This is a genomic window from Brevibacillus sp. M2.1A, assembly GCF_013284355.2.
Classification (GTDB): domain Bacteria; phylum Bacillota; class Bacilli; order Brevibacillales; family Brevibacillaceae; genus Brevibacillus.
In genome coordinates, this window is sequence record NZ_JABSUY020000001.1 from 6,053,585 (window position 1) to 6,078,472 (window position 24,888).

Here is a 24,888-nt window from a genome sequence, read left to right on the forward strand (position 1 = left end):
CGTACTGTTGCAAACAAAAAGAACCCCCAAAAATGGGGTTCCAATTTAGCGGGCGTTATTTAAGGATTAGCTCCTTCTCCCATGTCTTTTTATTGCCTTGCTCATTTTGAAAGACCAAGATCAATTTCCCCTTTTCCCCTTTCAACTCATCCTTGTAAAAGAAACCGGTGAACTGTCCATTGCCACTGATGTAAAAGCCATTCCCACCAGAGATACCTTCTGTGTCGTTTTTGATCGCTTGCTCTGTAGTGCTTACGATGTCAGTTTTCTCAGACTTCCACTGCATGCTAGCTAACGAATAGCCGGCAGGAAGCTTTTCAATAAAGAAATCGAAGCTATTCCCCTCGATGGGTTTCGGTTCCTGGTCGACCACGACGAGAATTTCTTTTTCCTGCTGTTCTGCGGCAATGTCTTGTGCAACTTTCTCCGGTTGTTTCTCCGTGTTTTCTTTGTTTTCCTGAGGAACTTGCTGCGGCACTTGACCAGTCGATTCTGAAGGAACCGGTGTGCCACAAGCACTAGTAACGAGTGATAGAACCAATACAGCCAGTAAGTTTTTCATATTATTCTTTTTCAAATTCATTGTCATTTCCACCTTTGTTTTCATTTTCAACCAACGTGAAGGAAAAAGCGACTCCATTCACGGTATTTTCCGCATCATAATCACTACCATGCAGATCGAGGATGTGTTTACAGATCGCTAATCCGAGACCCGTGCCGCCAGTTTTCCGCCAGCGAGAGCTATCTACTCGATAAAATTGCTCCCATATCCGCGTTAGTTGGTCGTCTGGGATGTGCGCTCCTTCATTTTCGATTCGAAACCGGATGCACTCCCGCTCGCGAACCCCGGTAATTCGAATCTCACTTGATGGATTGGCGTGCCGGACCGCATTGCCGAGCAAATTCACAATCACTTGCTCGATACGTCTTGGATCTGCCCATACGTTGATCTCTTCAGGTAAGGCGAGCCGTAGTCGTACCTGCTTGTTTGCCAGCTGTAGTTGAAAGGAAGCGGCTACGCGATCTATTATTTCCGATACGGGAAAAGATTGTCTACGAAGCAAAATGGCTTTGGCTTCGAATTTGGACAACTCCAGCATATCCATAATGAGCTCGTTCATCTTGTCGACTTCGCTTAAAATGACGTCCATGTATCGCTCCCGCTTTTCATGTGCGACATCATCTTTTAATCCTTCCGCAAAGCCCTTCACAATGCCAAGCGGGGTCTTGAGTTCATGAGAGATGTTTGCAATCAATTCTTTGCGAAGCTGCTCCATTTTTTCCTTATGCTCTAAATCCTCGCGAAGAGTGACATTGGCACTTTTCAGATCTTTTAATGTCTGATCCAGCTTACCCGCTAACGTATTCAGATGGCGAGAGAGCTCACCGAATTCATCCCGCGAATGAATCGAAGCAAGTTCTGTGAAGTCCAGATTAGCCATACGTGAAGCGGAATGACTCAACGTAACTAATGGTTGCGTGATGATCTTCGAAAAGACAAAGGACAGCAGCAGTAAGATGACGAGGATGACTGGCGTCGCGTATAGGGAATAGCTGGTCAGCATACTTACCGCATCGCTCACTGGTTGCAACGTCGTCACCGCCAGTATGTAATTCGCCCCGCCCTGATCGGAGAATCGATGAATCACGATGGCATAGTTTACACCACTCCACGGATCAGTCCACTTCCGCTGGATGAATGATCCGCTTTTCATCTGTGTAATCTCGTCGGATTGCTGCGTCAGCCATGGTCCGATTTGATCAGCTACGAGAGAATCCTGATAAAAAGGGTTATGTGCCCGCTGCTGACTAGGCAGCATGAGTTCAGAAATAACTGCCGTAACCCGGGTTAGTCCATTTTCGGTCACATTTGTGGATGGACTTTGCCTCGCAATCCGTATCGGCTTCATGATCGTATTCTTCTCATCCATATAGATTCCGTCGATGGTAATCGTGTCTCCAACATGGAGTCCTTCAGGAAGATCGGTGCTTTTCATTTCTTTTAGCGGTAAGGTAATCACTTGATTTTTATTTGCTACTTTCATTTCCAGAAAATAGGGGTCGAGATTCAATTGCCTGAGCTGCTCATCTACGATCGCGATGCTGGCATCTGTGCGATTCATCAATGTACCCACCAGCTTATCCAGCTTGTGCTTGTCGGGAGGGAGTTTGGCGTACTCATCTGGGAAAGATGCCATTGCTTGCGAGAGCTCGCTTACTTTCGCATTTAGATAAAAGCGCTCAAAGAAAAATTTTTCCCCTATCAATATCAAAGCGTAGAGCAAAAAGACAAAAACAAAAGTGGCGGCAAATAATTTTGTCACAACGTTTAGTCGAACTCGTTTCATCGCTTTGCCTCAAACTTATATCCAAAACGGATCATCGTCTGAATCAGATGCTGCTCTGTATCCAACTTGGCCCGCAGTTTTTTCACATGGGTATCAACGGTGCGATGGTCGCCAAAGTAGTCCATCCCCCAAACCCCATTCAATATGCTATCTCGGGACAAGACCGTCCCTTCATGCTTGATGAAGAACAGAAGCAGCTCATACTCTTTTGGTGTCAATGAAACCGGGACGCCGGCAATCGTGACAGTGTGAGCTCGTTTGTTTACCGTCAATGCTCCAAACTGAGCGATATCATCTCCCCTCCCGATGCTCCCCTCTGCTCTTTTCATCAGAGCTTTGGCACGGGCCACTAATACTTTTGGGCTAAACGGTTTGGTGACATATTCGTCTGCGCCAAGCTCAAAACCCATCAACTGGTCATCGTCGTCTACTCTTGCTGTAATGATCATGATGGGAATGTCGGATTGTTGGCGGATTTTTCTGCACACCGACCAGCCATCCATCTCGGGCATCATGATATCTAACACAACTAAATCGACAGAGTGCAGAGCGAAAAGCTCCATCGCCATTTTACCGTGCTGCGCTTCGTACACTTCCCAAGCTTCTTTTTTAAAATAATCCGATACAAATTCACGTATGAGCTCGTCGTCCTCTACGAGTAACACTTTCCGTTTCATTTCCGCACTCCTTACTCGTGGTTGTGCATTTATTGCATAGATTACCAATTTATCGTGAAACATACGAATCCGTTTCTCACCGTCACCATTCCATGACCGCCAACCTTGGTTTTACAAGATGAGTATAGATGGCTGATGTGACCGTTGTGTGTACATGAGATGGATTTCCAAAGAAAACAAATGACTTAGGCCACTGAAAACATACAAAACGAGCCTTAGAATTGATTCTATAGACTCGTTTTTCTTTCGTTATTTTGTTGGTCTTGAAAGAGTGGACTTTTTCAGTGGCCTCCGTATCGGCGGGGGGATTCTAATGATCGAGCTCACTTTCTCTTAATCTGACGATTGCTTGTGCACGATTTTTTACCTGGAGCTTGCTAAAAATCTGATGCACATGCCCTTTTACCGTCCCTAGTGTGAGATGCAGCTTGTCCGCAATCTCCGAGTTGGACAACCCTTCACCAATCAGTGCCAGTACTTCCGACTCTCTTTCCGTCAATTTTTCCAAGGAAGGGGATACCCGGATTTGAATATCAAGCGTAGGAAATTCCTTCTCCACGCTTTTGAGCAGCATCGAAAGATAAACCATCTCTTGCTTGGATACGTTTTTGCTTTTATAGAGCGAATAAAGCATTTTGGCAACACCGGGACCTTCATCCAAAAAAGTGCGGACATAGCCTTCTGGCGCGGCTAACGTCACCGCCATGCGCATACACTCTATCGCTTCATGCTGCTGTTTTTGGATCATGTAAGCTTGACTGAGCAGAAGAAAGGCTTCAATCCGACTCCCGAGCCGATCCTTTATTTCCGCCTCGTGCTTTAAGCTGGTTAGCAGCATGATGGCTGCACTGTCGTTTTTTAAATAGATGTATACCCGGGCCAACGTCATTCTCTCAAATTCATGCCGGGAAGCGATAATATCTACATTCATTTTGGTATAGGGCTCGGCCCATTTTTCTATTTCTTCCCGTCGATTTTCTTCGATCCATAATCGGACGCGGAACGTTTCTACAAAAGCCATCCAATGAGGAGGCGCATCATGCTGGCGGCATAGCGAAGTGATTTCCTCCATGGCTAGCCACATCTCCTGGCTACGATGCTCTGCTTTTCTCCATCGAGCCAAAGTCAGATAAACCGGTACCAATACACCAAAGTTCAAAGAGATTGTGCCTAATTGTATCGCACGCGGTACGAAATATTTCAGCTGCTCAAAATCATTTTGCTCATAATAAAGCTCACCCAAAACAATAGAACCATAGGCCAATATACCAAGACCACTGTGCTTCCAGATCGCCCTTAGTTTTGGATAGTATTCATTCACGTTGGACAAATACCCGCTCAAGGCCACACGACTGCGCAGGACGTATGGCTCATCCGAATTCAGTTCAATGCCGACGATGAAGTAGCGGCTGAATTTAGGCTTCATGTGAACCGATTCTTCCATATATTTGAGGGAAAGGTCTACATTTCCCCGCATCACTTCGATATAACCCCGAAGCACACACATTTCTACTCGGCAGTCGTCATAGCTCCCATGATTCATCCGTGTTGCTTCGTCAGCCAATTGAAGGAGGATTTCCGCCTGATCAATTTCATTGGACACAGCATGCAGCCAGGCAAAAGCAATGCACAGCTCGGGGTTGCTTTCCAACCAGGACGCATCAAAGTATTTCATCCATCTGCGCAGTGTAATATTTTCGTACTGTTTCAACATCCACGGCGCATGTGTGACGATTAAACGGCTCGCCCGGTTCCAATCTTTTCCGAGAAACGCATGCTCAGTCGCCTCCATGATCCACCCGTGACTTTCAAACCAACAGCTTGCAGAGATATGTAGGGCAGGAAGCAGTTCGTTATATGTTTTCCTTACGTGGGAAAGCAGAAGTTCTGCGAACAAATGGTGATAACGATACCACTCATTTACGCCATCAAGTGCGATAACAAATGAATTCGTCCTCTCCAGCATACGAAGGATGTCGTGAGCGTCCGGCTCTCCGGTAACGGCTGCACATAGATCTCCTGTCAGACGCGGCAGTATGGACGTTTTCAACAAAAACATCTGCACCTTTTCTGGAAGTCTTTTCAATACTTCTTCCGTCAAATAGTCCCCGACATACTTGTCATTACCGGAAAATTGATGAATGACCTTTGATGCTTCTGGTTTTCCTTGCATAGACAAGGCTGCTAACTGCAAACCGGCCACCCATCCCTCCGTTCGTTTGCTCAGCAAGCCAATGGCTTGTTCTGACAAACTCAGACCCAGTTGCTCGCGGAATAAGCGCCGGCACTCCTCCTCATTGAACCGAAGAGTGTCTGAGCCCAGTTGCTTCAACTGTTTCCGGACACGTAGACGGTGTAGGGCAAAAGGAGGTTCCTCCCGCGTAATCAGGACGACATGCATATACAAGGAAGCATGCTGGATCAGTGTCTGCAATCCTTCATGGATGGAAGGCTCCTTTATGAGGTGGTAATCGTCCAATACCAGATAAAAGTCACGATCAAACCCCGCAATTTCCTCGAGCAGCACAGACATCAACTGCTCAGCAGAAGCCGTGTACTGTGGGTGAAGCACCGAGGAAGATTCTTTGCCCGAGCCTTCCTGTGCCATATCAATTGCTCTGGCAAAATATCGCCAAAAGCGCACGGGATCATTATCTGATTCATCCAGGGAGATCCAACCGGTCGGTTTGCCGGAATTTTGCGTCCATTGACTGACTGCTGTCGTTTTACCGAAGCCGGCTGGTGCGCACACGAGAATCAATCTTGCGGCGCCCGCTTCATCGATTTCTTTCAATATCTGACGCCGAAGTAACAAGTCCGAACCATACTTCGGAACATGAAGTTTGGTTGCAATAAGTGGACTGTACGTTAATAAATCCATACGCATCTCCTGCCTAGAAGTAAAATGACATTCATGAAGGAAACATGGAAAGTAGCCTTTCTATCGATGACCGGAAGCGCGATGAGGTTGGCTAACGGGGGAAAAAGAGATCATATTATGATAGGAAATATTGCTCAGATTAAAGATACAGCAAAGTGATCCCTGCGTGGGTATTTTTTTTATGAACGTTGCATCCAAACAGAGAAAAACCCAACTATCGCAGATGTCGGGTTTCCTTTGCGTCATCTAATCATTCTGTTGATTCGTCTGGCTTCTATCGCGACTTTTTTACTGTACAGCCTTTTATCCTGTTTGAGTTGCAGCACCTTGGCACACTGGTGCGCCTTTCTCAAAACATTACTGCTGTAGTTGTTTGTCGATTTCAACATCTGATCAGCCCAGCGGTACGCTTCTCTAGCCAAAGTCTCGTTACTATCCTTTGCCTTCAAGCTGATATCCAACAAGGTCTCGCTCAAGCTTCTGCCCAAACCGGCACTCCTCCAGGAAGAAAAGAGTTTGAGCTCTGGTTCGCACTGCTTGACGCTCGCAAAAGCCTGGACCCAATCCTGCTTGAGCAAATGGATTTCGGCCATTTTTAGCCAAAGGAATACCTTGTTAAACGAATCTTTCTGTTCCGGGAGATCTTGTATGAGATAGTGAAGTGCCTTGTCGTACTCTTCCAATTGTTTTGCCTGATGATACAGCAGAGAATAATTCTTTTTGTCAGAGCCGAGCTGCTCCTCTAGCTTCTCCAGTAATTTTCTGGCTTCTGCCATGTTACCGAAATCGCAGGCTCTGTCCATTAATGTAATCAAGGACTCATCCTCGAGATTGGCTGGGTAATTCCTCGCCTTGGATTGAAACCATCGCTCCATATGTTCAGGCGTATACATCGTTGCCAGCTCCTCTCTCTTATCCTGAAAGAAAGAGCTGGTTCGGCACAGATCGTTCTCTTCGATATACGCGATCGCCTCTTCAATCCCCGCCGAAATGATATACTCGGTATCAAAACCATAGTAGGTATCAAAATTGCTTAATTTTGCCCGTTCAAAAAGTGGGATATGGGTAACATCCTTGCATTTCGCCAACAAATAAGCCACGATGTCCATCGATTCATAAAATCCCTGATACGGATGAGACTTATGCATCTCAATCTCTTGGCTCATCAAATAGTACAGGAGCTCCTTGTCTGCTTCCGTCACAGTCTGATCGTATTGAAGCTGAACGATCAAGGCGTATCTTTTCAGCCCGTTTTTGTCATAACCGTATGCATCCTTACATTTGCTGTATGCAAAAGAGCCCCAGAGGTCTTTGGCATGTTTGATCAATGGCAATTGCTCGGGTATTTGGTTGATTTCCATATGCGATTCTCCTCTCCCTGGAATGGGATAGCCACACCTTGCTCATCTTTTTCCATTCTAACCGTCAACAATTGACAATACAATTTTCAAAATGGTTAAATGTAACATGTTTACATTTCTTCAGGAGGTGCACAAAATTGGAGCAACAACCACCATCATCATCGGTACCGACAGAGTTTTCTCCTCTCGCCCAGCAAGAGCCACCAAAAAACATGGGAGATTTATCGAAATCGTATGACAGGGCGACGATTTTTTTCACGAGATGGGGAGCCCATGTTCTTGATTATATTCTTCTCGCTTGTTTTCTAACCGGCTTTCTCTCGCTTGGGGTTTCCATCACCAAAGACGCCAACAGTCTCTATTTCTTCATCCTAGCCGCCATTATCCTATGTTCTTATTATGTACTGTTAGAAGGACTTACCGGATATACGATCGGAAAATTTACGTTCCGCATCATTGCTGTCAATGAGGAAGGACGGCCACCGGGGTTATGGAAATCATTTATCCGTTCCCTCATTCGTCTATTCGAAGCAAATGTATTTCTTCTAGGCGGGTTGCCGGCCGGTATCTGTGTGTTGGCTTCCGACAAAAGACAACGGTTAGGCGATCTGGCAGCGAATACATACGTCGTGAAAGTGAAGGATCTGAACAACGTCAGCAAAAAGCAAACAACCGTACTCGCTGTTGTCTTTTCCATCGTAGCCGTTTTATCCATCATTGGCATGATTTTTGGGATAATCAGTCTCGCTTCAAGAACGCCTTCCGAAGAAATTTTCTATAGCAAGGATAAAAAGTTTCAAATAACAGCCCCTTCGGATTGGAGCAAGGATTCCACCCTTCACGATGAAGCAGATATAGAAATCTCCAATCGTTTTAGCGAAAAGTATGTATTGGTCCTGTCAGAATCGAAACAGGATCTAGATAGTTCATTCACACTTCAAGATTATGCCCAAGCCATTGAAGCGAACCTTCAAGAGGCAGTAGAAAATGTATCCATTGATAAACAGATTCGTACGGTAGTCGACAATCAGGTGGCCACCCAATTCAATGCCAAAGGCGAAGTAGACGGCATTAAGGTCGCTTATATTGTGACATTGGTCGAAACGCCTACGCATTTTCATCAAATCATGGCTTGGACAGAAGAAAAAAGGTTCGAGTCCCTCAAGCAAGAACTGCAAAAGGTCAGTGCAAGTTTTCGCGAGGTAAAATAGCGACAGAACACAGAAGCCACCTTCATCAGGTGGCTTCTTCCCGGTAATCAGAAACATTTTTCAGTTTTTATTCCTCACTGGCCTTTTTGTTGGCTACCTGATTCCCCCATGGAGGTTCTGCTCTCATCAAGTGCCGTACAAAATACTCCCATTTTCTGCGGATAAAGTACGGTTCCAAAGAAAATCCGTGATGTCGGTTGGGCAAAATCAACATGTCAAAATCTTTATCCGCTTTAATCAATGCATCCGCCATCCGAATTGTTTGGGAAGGATGCACATTTTCATCCATATCCCCACTCACCAACAAGAGCTTTCCTACCAGATTCGCTGCTAGACGAGCATTGTCTTGATCTCTGTACAAGACTGGATCATACAGCCCTTGATAACGTTCTGCCCATGCTGCTATATACAGCCGTTGATCATGATTCCCACTCGCGGAAACAGCAACCTTGTAACAGTCAGGAAATGAGAGCATGGCCCTTGTCGAAGCGTAACCTCCCCCTGACGATCCCCAGATACCTACCCGGTCAACATCCACAAATGGGTAGCGCTCTGCCAATTCCCTAACCGCTGTTACATGGTCAAGTAAGCCTCCTGCTTCCTCCAATTTTCCGTCTGAGATGTCATGGAACGCTTTCGAACGATAAGGTGTTCCCATTCCATCCAGGATCAATACGACAAAGCCCAATTGCGCCAATGATTGCCCACCCCCCAGCGGGTCATGGCTTCGGCCGGGATCGAGTGCGAAAGCTTTTGGTGTATTGATGATCTGTGGTCCCCCGTAAATGTAATCGACAACCGGATATTTGCGGGAAGGATCAAACGGGAATGGGCGCAGCATCACCCCATAAAGATCGGTAACGCCGTCTCGTGCTTTGACGGTAATCCTTTCTGGAAATTGGTACCCCATCTCGAGCAGCATTTCCACATCAGCGTACTCCAATTCGCGAATCAAGCTACCATCTACCGAACGGAGGACAGTAACAGGCGGTAAATCAACTCGCGAAAACGTATCGACGAAATACTTCATAGTGGGAGAAAACACAACATCATGCTCTGCATCCTCTGGCGTCAGCAACGACAGACCAGTTCCATCCAGGCGAACACGATACAGATGTTGATAGTAAGGATCGCGCCCCTCTTCTAGCCCTCCTCCGGTGATATACACCCATCCCTGCTGCTCGTCCACTGCCATCAGCCTACGTACCGTCCAGGGACCCGATGTGATCGGATTGCGAATCTCTCCCGTTTTGCCATCACAATGGTAGAGGTGGCTCCATCCATCACGCTCTGAATGCCAGATGAACGAACCGTCGGCCAATAATCGAATATTCGGATTGGAAGCTCCGAGATTATGCAGGTCTTGGTTCAAAAACGTATCGCTTTCTTCCCGCAGTAACGTGCAAACCTCACCGGAGCAAGCATCCGCTACGGAAAAATCGACAGAGCGGGCATCACGGGACATCCGGGTGATATAGATCTGTTTACTGTCGGATGACCATCCAGCCATTTGCATCCCCGGAGTGAGGGGTGAGACTGGACATGCCAGTAAAGGCTCGCTTTCAATCCGGACTGTGGTTCGCCTTTCCAGATGACAGATGACCAGCTCAGCCAAAGGTACGTGTTGATCGCCAACGAGTGGATAACGGTACGAGTGCAGTACCGGTCTGACTCCTTCCCCTTTCGGAACAGATTGGATCAGGTGCATCTCACGTACCTTTCTTTGGTCAAGACGGTGGGTCAGCAGCATCTTGGAATCGGGTGACCAAATCACCACTGGAGGAGACTTACTGCCATTCAATCGCTCCGCCACTGTCGAGAGCCGACATTCAGGTTGGGTTCCGTAATCATAGTATGCCTTGCCGTCATGGGTTAGCCTGATACGCCTTCCGGTTTCGAGTGAGCGAACATACAAGTTGTGATCATATACGAACGCCACCCATTTTCCATCTGGAGACGGCAGTTCATCCATCGACGGCTTTTTAAAATGATGTAAGGGCTTGCAGTTGTATTCCTGTAAATCACAGCTCCAAACAGTACCGCCCACCTCAAACTGGAATGCCGATCCACTCTGGGTAAACATAAGTTCCCCAAGTGGCAATGTTTCTGCATCATACGTTTTGCCTGCACTATCTGACAAACAGACAGCTAGTCGTTCGTGATCGAATGCTGGCTGACTCGTATTCTGTTCAGCATCCACGATCACATATTGCCTCCCAGTACCCTTTTCCAGACGTATTTCACGGATGTACCAGAACTGACTCCCGCTAATCCACCGCGGCCTGACAAAAGCATTGAATACGGCGTCGTAATAATTGGTGGGATGCAAGCGTTTTGCCCTCTCATACTGTTCCCATGTGACAACATTCTCCATGTCAATCCCCCTCTTTCAAAGTGAGATACAAGAATCATGTGCTTCACATTTTTGAACAAAATTTTTCCTTATTTATCCATTTGCTACATGCATATGTAAAAAGCGGGATAATATATCTCCGAATTTGCTTTTTTAGCACCTGACACGTAATTTATTTTCAAAAAGAAAGAGGCGATCTCTCGCCTCTTCGCTCTAACATAGATTACTCCGCTTCCGCTATCATCGTTTGATTTCTACCTGATCTCTTCGCCTTGTACATAGCCTCGTCTGCTACATGTAGCAGATCTTCAGCAGTAACAGCATGAGAAGGATAGTGCGCAATGCCTAGTGACACGGTTAGCCGCTGTCCGATTGGGTTTGTGCTTGTTTCTAAGGCTTGGCGTATTCGTTCGGCCACCTGATAGGCCTCCTCCAAGCCAGCATGGGAAACAAGGACAACAAATTCTTCACCCCCAAAGCGACAGCTGACATCGTCAGGCCGAATTGAGGAAGAAATGATTTTCGCAAAATGCCTCAATACTTCATCTCCAGCCGGATGGCCATATGTGTCATTAATAGCTTTAAATCGATCAAGGTCCATCATCATAATAGAAAAAGGGATTTGCTCCACCATCCATTTTTGCATGGTTTCCTCGAGCGTCCTTCGGTTCGTTAGCCCTGTCAAAGGATCTGTTCGAGCATCATGGGCCAATTGCTCCGTCTGCTTTTTGATATCGCTCAAGGCAAAGTGAATGGCACGAGATAACAGCTCGGCCTCCCGATTCCAATGCTGGCTACCCTCAGAGAGTTCCACCTCTTCTCTCCCGGCCTTACTCACAAGATTGGCCAAGGATACGAAAGGTTTCGCCACTTTGCGGGCAAGCCCGATCACAACTAACATTAATAATAAAAAGGGGGGCAACGTATACAACAACACGGATTGAATATCACGATTTAATTGTTCTTGAACAACACTGATAGGTGACACGACAACGACACCCCAGTCATTCGCCGGAACCTTTACGTACGCGGCTAATACCGTCTGTCCCCTCAAGTTGACGATCTGTTCATAGCCGCTTTTCCCTTGAATCAGCTTGCGTACGGCTGGATTGGCACTGATATCCTCTCCGATCCGGTTTGGATCACGGTGGAACAACAAATGACCATCAGATCCTACGATGTAAAAAGAGGAACCTAGTTCGTCTGTTGGATTACTTCCAAAGATCGTATTCAAAATGTTATCCTCGTGAAGATAAATCGTTCCCCCGATAAGCCCCCGGTAAATCCCATCTTTATCAAATATGGGTTCGCTCATCAATACAATGAGTCGCTTCGTACTTGATGTTACGTAAGGTTTGGAAATGTATGGCTTTTTTAAAGCTAATGCCGTTTTCGCCGTTTCCGTTTTAACATAGCTTCCTACTGTACCAATAGATCCGGGAGACACACTTTGAACACGCCCCGTTTCATCTACCACGGTAACCGAATTAAAATAGTTGTTTGTACGACGGATCAACTCAAGCTTGGAATATACCTCATCCGCATTCATCTCGTTCCGATTGGAAAAGGTGCTTGCCGAATACTGTAAGCTACTGCGCATGGATTTAATCAAAGCATCTAGGGTATGACTCATTTTGATTGCACTCGTATGATTTAAGGTCAAAGTCGTGTTAATCAGTGCCTGTTTTTTGGATTGATAGAATGAGATAAGGAGGATAGTAACAGTCAAGACAACGGATAAAGAGACTAGTCCTGTTAAAAGTGTCACTAGACTAATCTTTTTCGGGCGGTTTGCTCTTTTTAGTAAGACAGGCATTGGATGCCCCCTTGTATTTGGCATATAGCAGTTAGGCAATAAATAAAAAATAGTCTAACACTTGATAATATTCATTTCAAGTATACAAGAAAGTTCAAGCAACGATCTTGGCTTGGGGACATAAAAAATCCACCTTTGTCAGGTGGTGGTTTGTATTACAACATTATCTAGGAGACCCGAAAGCTTTGTCTTCTCATCCACATCGTTGCAACCCACTTTTCCCCATGGATCACTTGTGCACCTGCATGCAAAGTGAACTCGTTTAATTCCTGATTCCTCGAATAGAATTGACTGAACGATCTTCGCCTATTTTTGAGCGTCGCAATCGTTCTCGAGAATGTTCGATTAGCTCATCGCATTCGTGATCACTAAGCACATTTCCTAACACGACAACCAGCGGTTCCTCATATTTGGCAAGAATTCGAATCTCTCCATCTTCTGTCTTGATCCTATTTCCGGTATGGTCAAATATCGTCCTTTCTTTCCCTGTCGTGTGCCCTATCATCCCTATGCACCCCATATATATGACATCCGTCGCAAAAAATAGAATACCATAAAATGGGTAAATCCAATCAACAAACTTTTGAAAAGCACAAACATTTTTAACTATAGAAAAAGCACCTTCATTATGAACAAAACCCGTCTCCTATATGGGAAGGGACGGGTTTGTAAATACTCTGGCTAAGTAGCATCTGTGAAAAGCTATTCTCATGCCTCTTTTTGTTTTTGAACGTGGTACAAATTCTTCCGGAAAACACTGATCATGTATCCGCAAACCCCACCTATTAGAGAAGGCAGCACCCAGCCCAAACCTACGTCATACATTGGAAGGTACTGAGTAAAAAAATGATGGGCAAAACTGTTTTCGAGTCCAGCAGCCTTTAAGCCATCAAACAGACTAATCAGAAAAGTCAAAAGTAAACTTCCTTGATACACTTCTGGCCGGCCCTTGAATGCTTTGTGCAGAAACGTCATGAAGAGTAACGAGATCGCAATCGGATACATCGTCATTAAGATCGGAACGGAAACCTTAATGAGTTGCGTTAATCCAATATTGGCAACGAGTGTACTGAAAACAGACAAAATAACCGCGAATTTTTTGTAAGAGATCTTTGGAAACAAGGAATGAAAAAACGAAGAGCAGGCTGTAATAAGCCCAACGCTTGTAGTCAAGCATGCCACTGTAATCATTAATCCCAATAAAATGGCACCATAAGAACCAAAGTAGTAATTCGAAACTTTCGCCAAAACCTCAGCGCCATTTTCTAAGTGGCCCAACTTTTCTACACTAGAGGCACCCATAAAGGAAAGTGCGGTATAGAAAAGAGCGAGAAGTAAACCGGCTATCATTGTTGCTTTAGCACACGTAGCCAAAACTTGTTTTTTGGCAGTAACCCCTTTTTCTTTAATCGCATTCACAATGATCATTCCAAAAACAAAAGCGACAAGCGCATCCAATGTTAAATACCCTTCTTGAAAACCCTTGAAAAATACATGGGATGTGTAATCTGCTTGCGGGGCTTGAAGGGCTCCAATTGGATAAAGAATAGCCGTTACTGCAATAATTCCGATAAATGTTAATTTAATCGGAGTTAAGATTTTTCCGACTACATGGATAATTTTCATAGGATTGAGCGATAAGAAGCAGGCAATTGTGAAAAACACGATGGTAAATAGAATCAGCGGTGCCGAACCTGCCTGTTCTGATAGGAAAGGCTTTATCCCAATATCAAACGATACATTGCCTGATCTAGGTATCGCAAAAAACGGACCGATTGCTAGATACAGAACAACGGTGAATACCATTCCGAATACGGGATGCACGCGACTGGCTAAGGAGCGCAAGTCGTCTACTCCCGAATAAACAAAGGCTGTGATTGCTAGCAAAGGCAACCCAACCCCTGTAACCAAAAAACCTGCATTGGCTATCCATACATTTGTTCCTGCTAATTGGCCAAGCATTGGTGGAAAAATTAAATTACCCGCTCCAAAAAACAAAGCAAATAACATGAATCCGATCGTAACTACAAAAGAAACTGGTGCTTTCTGTGACACAACAATCCTCCTAATTATTCTCTATCTCTCATTCTTACATGCTCATGCAGATGGCTGCTAACCCAACCCTCATTTATTCATTCTGATACTATACTCCAAATAAACATTCTTTTCAAACACATGATAACTCAAAGCACCGCTCGCAAGAGAAAGACACTCCGAGTTGTCAAAAAACCAAATTTACATCCCTGATACAGTTTACTACAAGCACCCATATATCGCATCTGGAAGTACCTTCCCTGGAAAGCACCAAAAACTTTAAAAATATTTCAGAAAATATTTATTTTTCTTAACTTGAAATACATTGGCAATTTTCCTTATAATTACATTCAAACCTATTAGTTCCATCACCTAGAAAGGAGGTGTAAACACATGAAAAAAGTCGTAAAAGTAGCAGTAAACAAGAATAAACAAGTGCAAGAAATGAAAGCGTTGAAATGGCGCGTAGTTGTTGATGTTTGCTTGTAAGAGAGCCAAAAGGCATGCATGCTTTCCATAAAATGATAAAAGTTAGGAAGGACGGGATTGCCCATGAAAAAGGTAGTGAAAGCACAACTTTCTAACAATCAAAACGTTCAAGAAATGAAATTGCTTTTCCATCCAATTATGACACTTGCGTGTAAAAAGTAATCAATTGTTCAAGAGCACCTCGTGTGCTCTTGAATTTTTTGTAGAAAGTTCTCGCTTTCCATGCAGTAAGCAAACATGACGGGATGGTGCAGATAATGAGTCAAGCGCATTTGTTGGAAAGATATCATCAGTTGAGAGAGCTTGCCGAGGACGCAGATGCATGGCTAGAATCAGAGATCGGTTCCGATCTTTGGGTGGATGGAATTAACGTATTTTTAACGGTATCAACAGAGGATTTTGTTGAGGGACTTGAGCGATTCGAGGGTAATTACGGATTTAAGAACGATGGAATTGTAAGCACTATACGTCAATTTCAACATTATTGTAGAGATGCATCTGCGGAAGGTGAATTCCCTTTATACCAGGCTCTAGCAGTTGGGATGACCTGGTTGAGCTTACAGCCTCAAATAAACGGCGGCTATTTCAACTTGCCCGTTCAAATTACCAATCACTCCATCGCTTTGTTGTTAAGCCCAACCTATTTAGCTGTTTGGGCACATAGTTACAATGAGGGGATTGGATTATACTTAGATTTACATTCGACGCTACCCACATTATTCCGACCGGAGCATGGACGGATTTATCAAAATGCAGGATCGTATTTGGAGGGAACGCACATCAAGTTTCCTTTTCAAAATTACTTCCACGAAATTGCTCATATCCTCTTCTTCCATGACGTCTATCAACGTGTGCTAGGGAGCGTAGATGAATGTAGAAGCTACTGGACACATATCGAGGCATGCATTTACGGACTTGAGGAACAAGTGCTCGCTGAAATGATGGAAGTCCAACCAGATTTGCATGCCATCGATGATGGATTCGGAAGCAGTAAAGGTTTCGAGGAATTTATCTCTTATCGCTTTGGAATTCTTGGTGCTCAAGAAGATAGGGCTATACCAAAAGACACGGTTCGAACGTACATCAAAAGAAGTATGCAATTAGGCGAAGCTGATGAAAACATCCCTGATAATGAGGTAAAAGCGAGGATTCTTGCTAGTCATAAACTAGATGAGGAACGATTAGAAGAGCTCGATACTCACTGCAAGTCATTTGCTACGGCATTGCAGGTACATAGCTTGTGGGGAATCAAAAGCTATCGACGAAACTCGATTCCAGCGTTTCGTGAAGTGGTAGAGTTACTCTCTCCTGATGCGTACTGTCTGCAAAAACTCGAAGAATCTATGCGGCCAGATTCATGGGGGACATTAGAGGATCTGTTATCGAAAAATCCGTTCGATGAGATATGCTCGCAGACGAGGGAAAAGAATATTCAAGTTTGGAACTGGCGTGATACCCTGTCTCGTTTGGCAGAAATGCGCGGATATTTGGCAAGCACCGATGAATCTGGTCACGGTGAGACCAATCAAGAGCTATTTCAGATAGCAAATCGTTTAGCTAGAGTCATTCACGAGGAGAAACAAAAAGAGGGCCCGGCAGAGCAGCATGAAAGCCAGTACGCGGACATGAAACGAGAAATTAGCGAAGCATTAAACCGATTGCCTAACGTGGAAGTACGCGACCATTTGCACAATCTTCTTTCCAAACCCTATTACTTTGTATTAGAGCCCAATTAATAGCTGACGATGAGTCAAAGACCGGCGATATTTCCTATGCTGGTCTTTGTTTTTTTATGTAACGTATACATATCCCGCGATGGCATTCAGATTTTATCCTTTTTTTAGAAATCGTTTAGGGTTTGTTTTGAACTTGCGTTTAGGATGGGGGTAAGACAAATGATTCAGATGGGAGCGGTTTTTGCATGCTTGAGATGAATAAAAAGATCCCCCTTCCCCCTTATTTGGTTCTCTCTTTCCTTGGAAAGCTGCCCGTACATCTACGTTGGATTTGTCTCGGATTATACCTCATGATCGTTGCGCAGTTCCTTACCGTTATTTATTCCTCTCACTTAGGACTCCTCTCTGCGCTTCACCCGGTTATTGCCTTGTTTCTCTTCTGGGGCTCTCTCACCACATTAAAACATGCTCATAATGTAGGGAGGAAGAAGGCATGAGACTCCCAAAAATTTGGTGGGTATTATTTCTTGTATCTCTAGTGGTTATCGTTCCATTTATGTTTCCTTATTTAACCTTTGATTCTGCAAACAGTCGAATCACGATTATTCCCGGCACTGTTCAGTATCCTTTATTAGTTGCTCATATCGTGTCTGCTTTCATTGCTCTTCTCACTGGCTTTTTCCAGTTTGTCGATCGAATTCGCCTGAAGAACCCAAGGATACATCGTTTTCTTGGGAGAGTTTATGTGTACAGTGTGTTTATCAGCGGATTCCTCTCTTTAGCGAGTATCTTTTATGCAGAAAATTTCATGAAGGCAGCGAGCTTCCTGATTTTATCTTTGGCTTGGCTTTTCACTTGCTGGAAAGGGTACCGTACCGCCATCAACAGACAATATGAGGAACACCGAAAATGGATGATTCGCAGTTTTGGAATGACACTGGTTGCCGTAAGCGCGCGTCTGTTGGTGCCAGTATTACTCCTTCTGTATTTTATACTGCACGGTTTTTCTCTTCCGCATGGGATCGAAACTGTCATTGCAGAGGTATTGAATGTAAACATTTGGGCTGGGCTTATTCTTAATTTTGTTATTGTCGAGTGGGTTATATTGAGGAAATAGAGTTGCTGAGTCACGCCACATGAGTGATGGAGTGGTAGCGCAAAGAAGGACTGTCTCGATCGTTGAATCGGGACAGTCCTTTTTGTAGATCGGTATCCGTCAGACATGGCTTTTCACCCAGGAATCAGCAAACTAACGAGGAAAGTAACCTAGAAGTAAGAGTTTCGATGCAGACTGCATTTGCTTTTTTCTAGTGTCTTGATCAGCAAATACTTCTGTACGCCCTTGGATTCGGCAATAGCTAGTTGACCGTATTGTTCTGCTTCTGCCATGTTTCCTTGATGATAGGCCACTTCAGCATTAAGTAACAACTGGTAGATACGGCTTTTGATCGAGGAGCGGTGTTGGATGTAGGCATCTTGGTTGTTTTTTAGTAGTGCTAAATGTGCGGAGTAATAGTGTCGATGCTCGATTGAATTAATCTTGCCGAGTGCTTTTTCTACCAGATCGTAGTTGCCGCGATGGAGTTCTACCACTATGGTGATGTAGGCGCGAAGTTTATCGGATGTGATTTTTGCTAGTTCTTTCTCGGCTTCCGCCTCGTTGTCGTGTAGATAGGCGTACAAAAAACGGTAGTAAGGTTGTTTTGAATGTTTGACGTAGCTTTCAACTGTATTCATATTGGTGGTGAATTTAAAAATGTACAGGTCTTTGCCCATGAGAAGGACGAAAGCGATTATGAAAAAAGTGATCCATACGATTGGGGTAGGTTCTATGTCTAGGAAGGAGATTGTGATGCCACCTGCGGCTCCGAGGAGGAGCATGGTTAGTAGGTTGCGTAGAGTGGAAGACATGGTGGTGCTCCTTTGATTTGGGATTATTCTTTTAGTTTAGCATAAGAGAGAGAACCTGCACTCAAAAATTGGGCGAGGAGTCTTTAGTGGGGTTTATGGAACGCTTCTCATAGCTGTGCAAAGTTTCTCACATCAATGCGCCCAGCGAGACTTGAATAGCATTAGGTTTAGTTCAATATACTTGGACTGGATCACTAAAACGCTTGCTATATCAAACTGCAATATAGAGAGCAATTCCCTATAAATACATAAATGGAAGCCACCCAAATCATGTGGCTTCCATTTATGTATTTGGTGGAGTCGGGTCGTAGTCACTCAAATCCAAGATATATTAGTTCTATTGACTTTATTGAAACCCATATTTGTTCTCCCTTTGTTTAAATGCCTCTTCTCCACCTTCAAGCAAACTAGCTACTTCCTTCCTTATGTGATTGTTTTCAATTGACCCTGAGGTATACGCTATACTGTTATTAATAAAATCCGCAACAACAATCTGTTCAGCATCTGCATTAACGACAAGGTTTGCATTGTGTGTCGCTATAATAATTTGTCTCTTCTCTTTTGCTTTACGAAAAGCTGCTATTAATTCGTTAGAAATAAATCTATTATCTAAATTATCTTCTGGCTGATCAAGTATAATTGGGTAGTCTCCATCTGCCAAATACAACTTTAAAATAACTGCCCCTTTTTGACCTACGCTTAATTTCGATAGTTCTGTCCCATTAAAGTAAACTTTAGTATCTAGACGGAAATAATCCTGTGTTAACCATCTGTAATAGTCAGGTAAATCCTTATTTCTTCTAAGATACTCTTTTGTTTTTTTATCTTGATAATAATTAAAAGAATCCCCATCATCTAGGAAATCTTTAATACTTTTAATTGTTTTTTCAAGGAAGTCATCTGGTATCTTTCGACCATCGAATACATCCTCAGATAGTTCTATAAATAAGTTTTCATTAAAATATACTTCAGCTTTAAAAGAAATGCTGCTAAGAATTTCTGTATCGATGGATTTGAATAATTCAATTATTCTATCATACGAGTTTTTTTGACTTTTGTAGTAAAGCATTAGTTCTTCATATTTCGCAAATAATTCTTTAACTTTTGAAATATATTCTCTTTTCTTCCTATGTAACTCTGATATTTTTTCCTCTATCTCATGAATAGCTTTTTTAATATTATCTCTGTCCTTCAACAGACTTGCTCTCTCGCTCTGCTTTCCACTAAACTGTTTTATGACCTCAGAATATTTAATTTTTTCTTCATTAAAGTACTCCTTCCTCATTGAAGCATAACTTAAATTATAATTTATCAACTCTATGAGATTACTAAACTCTATATTTGGGATCTGTTTTAAATTTGAATCAAAGTATGCCTGATTTAATTCACAGATTTCAGCATTAATCAAGTTTTCCCATTCTTTAATATGTTCTAAAGTACTGAAACATTTTTCAGCATAATCTATCGTATTTTCATATTCCATATCAAAGTCTTTTAACTTTTCAGTTGCTTCTGTTGCTACCTTTTCTTCTTCCTCAGAAAGCTGACCACTAAATATAGTTAACTTTGTTTCTTTGTCTTTCAATTCCCCTTTTTTAATTTCTAATTGCCTTTCATGCTCTAATAAAATTTCTGAAGAAGATTCCTTTAATAAAACTCTAATTTCCCCTAAGATACTAATAATTCCATTATTAATATCCACTATTTTTTCCTCATTATTTTTATATGCTGTATACTCGTTATTGTTTTTTCCTTGTATGTTGGTGAAAATTAACTGCTGGATTATTTTATGCAGTAATTCTGTATTACCCGCAACCTCTTCAATTTTACCTTGTGGCAAATAGCGGATTACACCATGTTGGAAGAAAATATTATCCGTTATCTTTTTATTAAAGGTTGAGTGTTTATCAATATACTCGAGTTCAACTTCCAAATTTGGACATTCTTTTTCAATTCTTTGTACAAACGAGTTTTTATCTTCGTTGTTTTTTGTTGCCTTACCTTTATTGTTGTACTGTCTACTCCTATCGTGTTCTTGATAACAGTTAGCAATGATATCTATTATTGCGGTTTTTCCTGAGCCTTTTCCACCAATTATCGCAACAAGGTTTTTATTTAGCTGTAATTCTACATTTCTTATAGATAGTTCCTGATTAATATTTGTCGATGGTATGCTAATTCTCTTTATAGAATAAATATTTTTTTGAGCCTCAGGCTCTTCTTTTTGAATTTTCACTCGTGATTCAGGTTCAAACAATATCTGTCTGAGCCCATTAAAAGTGGGTTCTGCTTTGATCCAACAAAATCTGTCCATATCTGGATTGAATAACTTTTCAAAATCATGCGCATCTGATCCGTGGATACAAGCTTTTAATGAACCACATTTTCTTATGATATTTTCAATGGTATCAGAACTTTTCCCTAGAAAGTAATTTCTGCACTTTTCGTTTCCTGAAAAAATAAAGTCTGCATTTCTATACAATTCTTGTCGAGTTGAACCAGTTGAATTATCTCGAAGACCAGAAGCTCCATCCTGGGAATTATTACTGATTACAATAAAAACCTTCTCTTTATATCGTTCATCCTTGTTTATTACTTCTTTTAGATTCTCTACATCAACTTTAAATTGATTTACTCCCTCTTTATAGCATTCTTTATCACTTGTTATATCCGGATTATACGCCCTACCTAACTCAATTAGTTCCTCTTTGTTACATTTATACTTTCTATTTCGATAATCATAGTTTAGTTCATTTAGAAACCTTTTTATCTCCGCAACAGTTAGTTCATCCGAAAATATACAATGTAAATTGATCGCTTTATCTTTTGAGGTTACTGGTAATATTCTAAACTCAACATTAGCAAGTATTAAGTCAAAATTTTGTACTCTGCCTCTTTGTTTATAATCTATAATTTTTTCATATCCATCGACGGAACAGTAATCAGTAATTCCAACTACAGAAATATTCTCTTTTTCGCCTTTTGCTTCTAATTCGTCAATGTATTTATCCCAAATATTATTATTATATCTCTTACAATCTTCGCTATTCTCGAAACTAAATTGCATATTAAGAATTGATTCTGGAGTATGAATATGTAAATCCCATCTACACCAACGGGAACCTCCAAAATGTATCATTTTGTATCAACCCCATTACAAATGTCCTATTTTCCACTTGTAGTTTCGACATACTTCCTCAATACCCTCCAGATCCCCCCAAAAAACACTCATTATTTCCTATCATTATTTTAAGGAGCGCCAAAAGAGCATATACTTAATCCGGCAAGCGGCAGAAGTTATATACTCTCTAAAAATGTGGGTATGTATAGAGGCGAAGGGATTCGAACCCCCGTCCGAAAACAGCGTACATGAGCATCTCCGAGCGGAGTGACTACAAACCCGTTACCTAGCCTGATTCATCTTCTTCCTTCGGCTCCAGGCGGGAGCCTCCGGCGTATCCCACTAAAGTTGAGCGCTAGTCATGCCACATGGGCGATGGAATGGTAGCGTCTCACTGGTTATTAGGTATTTAAATTATCTGGCTAAATTCACTAAATAAAATTAGAGACAATAAACTTCATATGGTATCGTTTAGAAGAATGACGTTGGAATTTTTATTCTTTTTACTCACTATTTCTTCACCAAATACAATCCTGATATTTCTAAATTCAGTATATAAAATGTTACGCTTCGGCAACATTATTCTCTCATCACTATACTCATGTTCTGCTATTAGGATACACCCATCAATACTCGGTCTAAGAATTAATTTATTTTCTAGCTTTTCGTTATTTACTAATGTAATAGTTGCTAGTGTTTTAATTTGGACAATTAATGAATAGACTTTGAATATAGGAATAAGTAATATTCTATACACTACACCAACTAGTAAAAAGAGCGGGTATGCATTCACATTAGCGAATAATGTGAAGAATGTTAAGATCTATATGATTCCCCCCAATATACGCTATTAACAATAAATTTAACAACTGGCCACACAGAATAGAAACCAATCCAATATATACACTTATAACTAGAAAAGTTCCTTTAAAATAAGCGCTCTCTTTCTTCTTACCTTGTCTCTTTTCTGGCTTAGACTTTTTGAATATTGTATTTCTAAATTTTGTATTGAAAATAAAAAACAAAAACAAACTTAAACATACCACCAACACTACATACGTTGGTATTGAAAAGATTACTCGGTAAAATATGTCTGATACATAAGGAAACTCCTTTAAAATTGGTTGTTTTTTTATATCTACATTAAACATTCCAGTAAAGTATACAAGTGAAATTCCAACTAGTATTATTTCCCTCACTATTCTTTGAATAAAACGTAAAGTTTTTCCGATAAATAGGTTTTCTTCTCTTGATGCCATGAAAAAAGCTAAAGGGCCGATCCCCTGTTTAAATAACCCACTTAACAGGAACACGCCTATCCCACTAAAAATTGCTTGAATCCAAGTTATTAATTGTTGTTGCATTGAAACCATCTCTTTCTACTCATTTATTGAATGAAACTCCATCTCCTCAATAGAGTTAAACATTAGGATCAAATTTGAATTATTAGCAGTATTAATGATTACCTTTCTCCATGGCGATCCCGCATATCGATCGAACAATTTATCCGTTGCAAGCTTATAAAATTTTTTTCTAAAAAGTCCGTAATTAAATCTTTTATACTTATTGTAATCTTCTACTAAAATCCCTTAATGTCTCATATTTGAATTGCTGTAACTGTGTTGATACTCTAGGATAATCAGCATTATACACCCACCTAAAATTATACAGGAAAACAAAAGGAAGTTACGCTGAATCTTTGTTAAATAAATAATTATCACTCTAATATTTTGTAATAAACGACCTAATCGAATTTCATTTTTTCTTACACTTAATGAATCCCTGTAAACAAAAAAACCACCCTCATCTGTGACTTGAATCATAAGTTTGCCAGTGTTTGAACCAAAAGCTTGCCAAAGCGCTATCTTATAGTGTTTTGCTAGAATAATTCATTAGATAAATACGTCATTCTTTACAACCTTTAGCTTTCCATTGATGAAAAGATCTTAATTATATGTTCTTTAGGCAAGCTTTTGGTTCAAAAAAGAACTTTCGGCAAGTTTTTGGTTCAATCAATAAACTTACAAGATGGTGACACCAATTCAAATATAAAGTGACTTGTCTACCCTCTTGACCAGAGTATGGTTATTAGAAAGTCCAACAAGCTTTTTTAAACTGACAAAACGACTTTACCATCGACATCGTTTTTCCAGAAAATAAATAAGGCCTCCAGATATCACCTTCAGCAGTACCGGCTTGATTTTCTCATACTTGTAGCGACTGATAATTCCACTGGTTCGTGGTCCCAATATTATGACTTATTCTCACTGCCCTCATTCGGTCAACTCCTGAGCAGGACGAACAACATAAATGCAATGTCCAGAACCTCTTGCCACGCATTCTGTTCGTTCCACATCAGCTTTCAGTAAAGCCCGATAGCCATTGAGTTCAGTTTCACACAAGATATCGAAGCGATTAGCAATTTGTAAGTACGGACAATTATGCTGTTTAATAATATATATTTCTTTATCCTGCTGTTCCCATTCCGCCATGAAGCCATTGTTTTCCTGAATACGAGCAAGCTCAGCTATTCTTTTGGGCAGTTCTTTTCCCTGCATATTTGTTATGTTTTTATCAATAAAGCGAGCTTGTTGTCTTGTAAAATAGGCTTTGAGCCTCTCTTCACCTTCATCGATCATGAAATGAATTAGTAACTCCACTGCTAATTTTCCATCATCACTAGGAAACTGCTTCTGTCCAACCTGTGTCAACGAATAATAGTGCATGGGTCTGCCTAGTTGATGACGTCCGAGTATGTATTGAACGAACCCATCCCTTTCTAAATTAATCATCTGTCTGTGAACAGCCATTTTCGACAACCCAAGCTTCTGTTGCAGCTGTTTTGTGCTCATTTGACCATTAGTTTTTAGTAACAAAAGGATATGATCGCGTGTCGATACTCGCTTATTCATACTCATAAAAAACTCGACTACCACCAATACCTCCTACTTGTGGTAGCCCTCCCTCCCCGTCGAAGTTTTTATGTAATCCCACAGGCATTTCATTTTCC

15 protein-coding genes and 1 pseudogene are annotated in these 24,888 nt (G+C 42.0%); 3 read left to right on the plus strand and 13 right to left on the minus strand.

What is annotated here, in order from left to right; all coding sequences use genetic code 11:
- Positions 1–55: 55 nt before the first annotated feature.
- From HP567_RS28685 to HP567_RS28710, 5 genes are all read right to left on the minus strand, one after another.
- Positions 56–583, minus strand: coding sequence for a hypothetical protein (locus HP567_RS28685; RefSeq protein WP_173611094.1), 528 nt, complete (start codon positions 581–583; stop codon positions 56–58).
- Positions 564–2,348: a sensor histidine kinase gene (locus HP567_RS28690; RefSeq protein ID WP_173611093.1), complete on the minus strand. Its 1,785-nt coding sequence runs from the start codon at positions 2,346–2,348 to the stop codon at positions 564–566. The genes HP567_RS28685 and HP567_RS28690 overlap by 20 nt, the downstream gene beginning before the upstream one ends.
- Positions 2,345–3,025, minus strand: coding sequence for a response regulator transcription factor (locus HP567_RS28695; RefSeq protein ID WP_172142293.1), 681 nt, complete (start codon positions 3,023–3,025; stop codon positions 2,345–2,347). The genes HP567_RS28690 and HP567_RS28695 overlap by 4 nt, the downstream gene beginning before the upstream one ends.
- Before the next feature lie 310 nt (positions 3,026–3,335).
- Positions 3,336–5,906: a LuxR C-terminal-related transcriptional regulator gene (locus HP567_RS29915; RefSeq protein WP_173611092.1), complete on the minus strand. Its 2,571-nt coding sequence runs from the start codon at positions 5,904–5,906 to the stop codon at positions 3,336–3,338.
- 242 nt (positions 5,907–6,148) lie between these two features.
- A complete protein-coding gene (locus tag HP567_RS28710) occupies positions 6,149–7,267 on the minus strand; it encodes a hypothetical protein (protein WP_173611091.1) in 1,119 nt (372 codons plus the stop codon).
- 137 nt (positions 7,268–7,404) lie between these two features.
- Here HP567_RS28710 and HP567_RS28715 point away from each other — a divergent pair, with 137 nt between their 5' ends.
- Positions 7,405–8,478 carry an RDD family protein gene (locus HP567_RS28715; RefSeq protein WP_173611090.1) on the plus strand — a complete coding sequence of 358 codons (1,074 nt, stop codon included), beginning with the start codon at positions 7,405–7,407 and terminating at the stop codon, positions 8,476–8,478.
- Positions 8,479–8,545: 67 nt separating this feature from the next.
- On the opposite strand, the gene HP567_RS28720 is transcribed toward HP567_RS28715, so the two are convergent.
- From HP567_RS28720 to brnQ, 4 genes and pseudogenes are all read right to left on the minus strand, one after another.
- Positions 8,546–10,852, minus strand: a complete 2,307-nt coding sequence (locus tag HP567_RS28720; protein WP_173611089.1) for a S9 family peptidase — start codon at positions 10,850–10,852, stop codon at positions 8,546–8,548.
- 202 nt (positions 10,853–11,054) lie between these two features.
- The gene (locus tag HP567_RS28725; protein ID WP_173611088.1) at positions 11,055–12,647 is read right to left on the minus strand and encodes a sensor domain-containing diguanylate cyclase; all 1,593 of its coding nucleotides are present in this window, start codon (positions 12,645–12,647) and stop codon (positions 11,055–11,057) included.
- Positions 12,648–12,924: 277 nt separating this feature from the next.
- Positions 12,925–13,152 (minus strand): annotated as a pseudogene (locus HP567_RS28730) (2OG-Fe(II) oxygenase); the annotation flags it as partial.
- A gap of 203 nt (positions 13,153–13,355) precedes the next feature.
- On the minus strand, positions 13,356–14,702 hold the full coding sequence (brnQ, locus tag HP567_RS28735) for a branched-chain amino acid transport system II carrier protein (protein WP_173611087.1): 1,347 nt from the start codon (positions 14,700–14,702) through the stop codon (positions 13,356–13,358).
- A gap of 725 nt (positions 14,703–15,427) precedes the next feature.
- Between brnQ and HP567_RS28740 the strand changes: the two genes are divergently transcribed.
- Both HP567_RS28740 and HP567_RS28745 read left to right on the plus strand, forming a co-directional pair.
- Positions 15,428–16,906, plus strand: coding sequence for a hypothetical protein (locus tag HP567_RS28740; protein WP_173611086.1), 1,479 nt, complete (start codon positions 15,428–15,430; stop codon positions 16,904–16,906).
- A 433-nt stretch (positions 16,907–17,339) separates the two neighbouring features.
- A complete protein-coding gene (locus HP567_RS28745; RefSeq protein ID WP_173611085.1) occupies positions 17,340–17,963 on the plus strand; it encodes a DUF2306 domain-containing protein in 624 nt (207 codons plus the stop codon).
- A 149-nt stretch (positions 17,964–18,112) separates the two neighbouring features.
- Here HP567_RS28745 and HP567_RS28750 read toward each other — a convergent pair whose 3' ends face one another.
- The 4 genes from HP567_RS28750 to HP567_RS28765 form a co-directional block, all read right to left on the minus strand.
- On the minus strand, positions 18,113–18,757 hold the full coding sequence (locus tag HP567_RS28750) for a hypothetical protein (protein ID WP_173611084.1): 645 nt from the start codon (positions 18,755–18,757) through the stop codon (positions 18,113–18,115).
- Positions 18,758–19,103: 346 nt separating this feature from the next.
- Positions 19,104–21,896, minus strand: a complete 2,793-nt coding sequence (locus tag HP567_RS28755; RefSeq protein ID WP_173611083.1) for a TrlF family AAA-like ATPase — start codon at positions 21,894–21,896, stop codon at positions 19,104–19,106.
- Positions 21,897–22,672: 776 nt separating this feature from the next.
- Positions 22,673–23,242 carry a hypothetical protein gene (locus HP567_RS28760; RefSeq protein WP_173611082.1) on the minus strand — a complete coding sequence of 190 codons (570 nt, stop codon included), beginning with the start codon at positions 23,240–23,242 and terminating at the stop codon, positions 22,673–22,675.
- Between the two features lie 909 nt (positions 23,243–24,151).
- Positions 24,152–24,814, minus strand: a complete 663-nt coding sequence (locus tag HP567_RS28765; RefSeq protein WP_229088178.1) for a helix-turn-helix transcriptional regulator — start codon at positions 24,812–24,814, stop codon at positions 24,152–24,154.
- Positions 24,815–24,888: the final 74 nt, after the last annotated feature.

Excerpts from the sequence above, each read along its gene's own strand:
- HP567_RS28685 (WP_173611094.1), bottom strand. The coding sequence starts at position 583 with ATGAATTTGAAAAAGAATAATATGAAAAACTTACTGGCTGTATTGGTT.
- HP567_RS28690 (WP_173611093.1), bottom strand. The coding sequence starts at position 2,348 with ATGAAACGAGTTCGACTAAACGTTGTGACAAAATTATTTGCCGCCACT.
- HP567_RS28695 (WP_172142293.1), bottom strand. The coding sequence starts at position 3,025 with ATGAAACGGAAAGTGTTACTCGTAGAGGACGACGAGCTCATACGTGAA.
- HP567_RS29915 (WP_173611092.1), bottom strand. The coding sequence starts at position 5,906 with ATGGATTTATTAACGTACAGTCCACTTATTGCAACCAAACTTCATGTT.
- HP567_RS28710 (WP_173611091.1), bottom strand. The coding sequence starts at position 7,267 with ATGGAAATCAACCAAATACCCGAGCAATTGCCATTGATCAAACATGCC.
- HP567_RS28720 (WP_173611089.1), bottom strand. The coding sequence starts at position 10,852 with ATGGAGAATGTTGTCACATGGGAACAGTATGAGAGGGCAAAACGCTTG.
- HP567_RS28725 (WP_173611088.1), bottom strand. The coding sequence starts at position 12,647 with ATGCCTGTCTTACTAAAAAGAGCAAACCGCCCGAAAAAGATTAGTCTA.
- HP567_RS28740 (WP_173611086.1), top strand. The coding sequence starts at position 15,428 with ATGAGTCAAGCGCATTTGTTGGAAAGATATCATCAGTTGAGAGAGCTT.
- HP567_RS28745 (WP_173611085.1), top strand. The coding sequence starts at position 17,340 with ATGAGACTCCCAAAAATTTGGTGGGTATTATTTCTTGTATCTCTAGTG.
- HP567_RS28750 (WP_173611084.1), bottom strand. The coding sequence starts at position 18,757 with ATGTCTTCCACTCTACGCAACCTACTAACCATGCTCCTCCTCGGAGCC.
- HP567_RS28755 (WP_173611083.1), bottom strand. The coding sequence starts at position 21,896 with ATGATACATTTTGGAGGTTCCCGTTGGTGTAGATGGGATTTACATATT.
- HP567_RS28760 (WP_173611082.1), bottom strand. The coding sequence starts at position 23,242 with ATGCAACAACAATTAATAACTTGGATTCAAGCAATTTTTAGTGGGATA.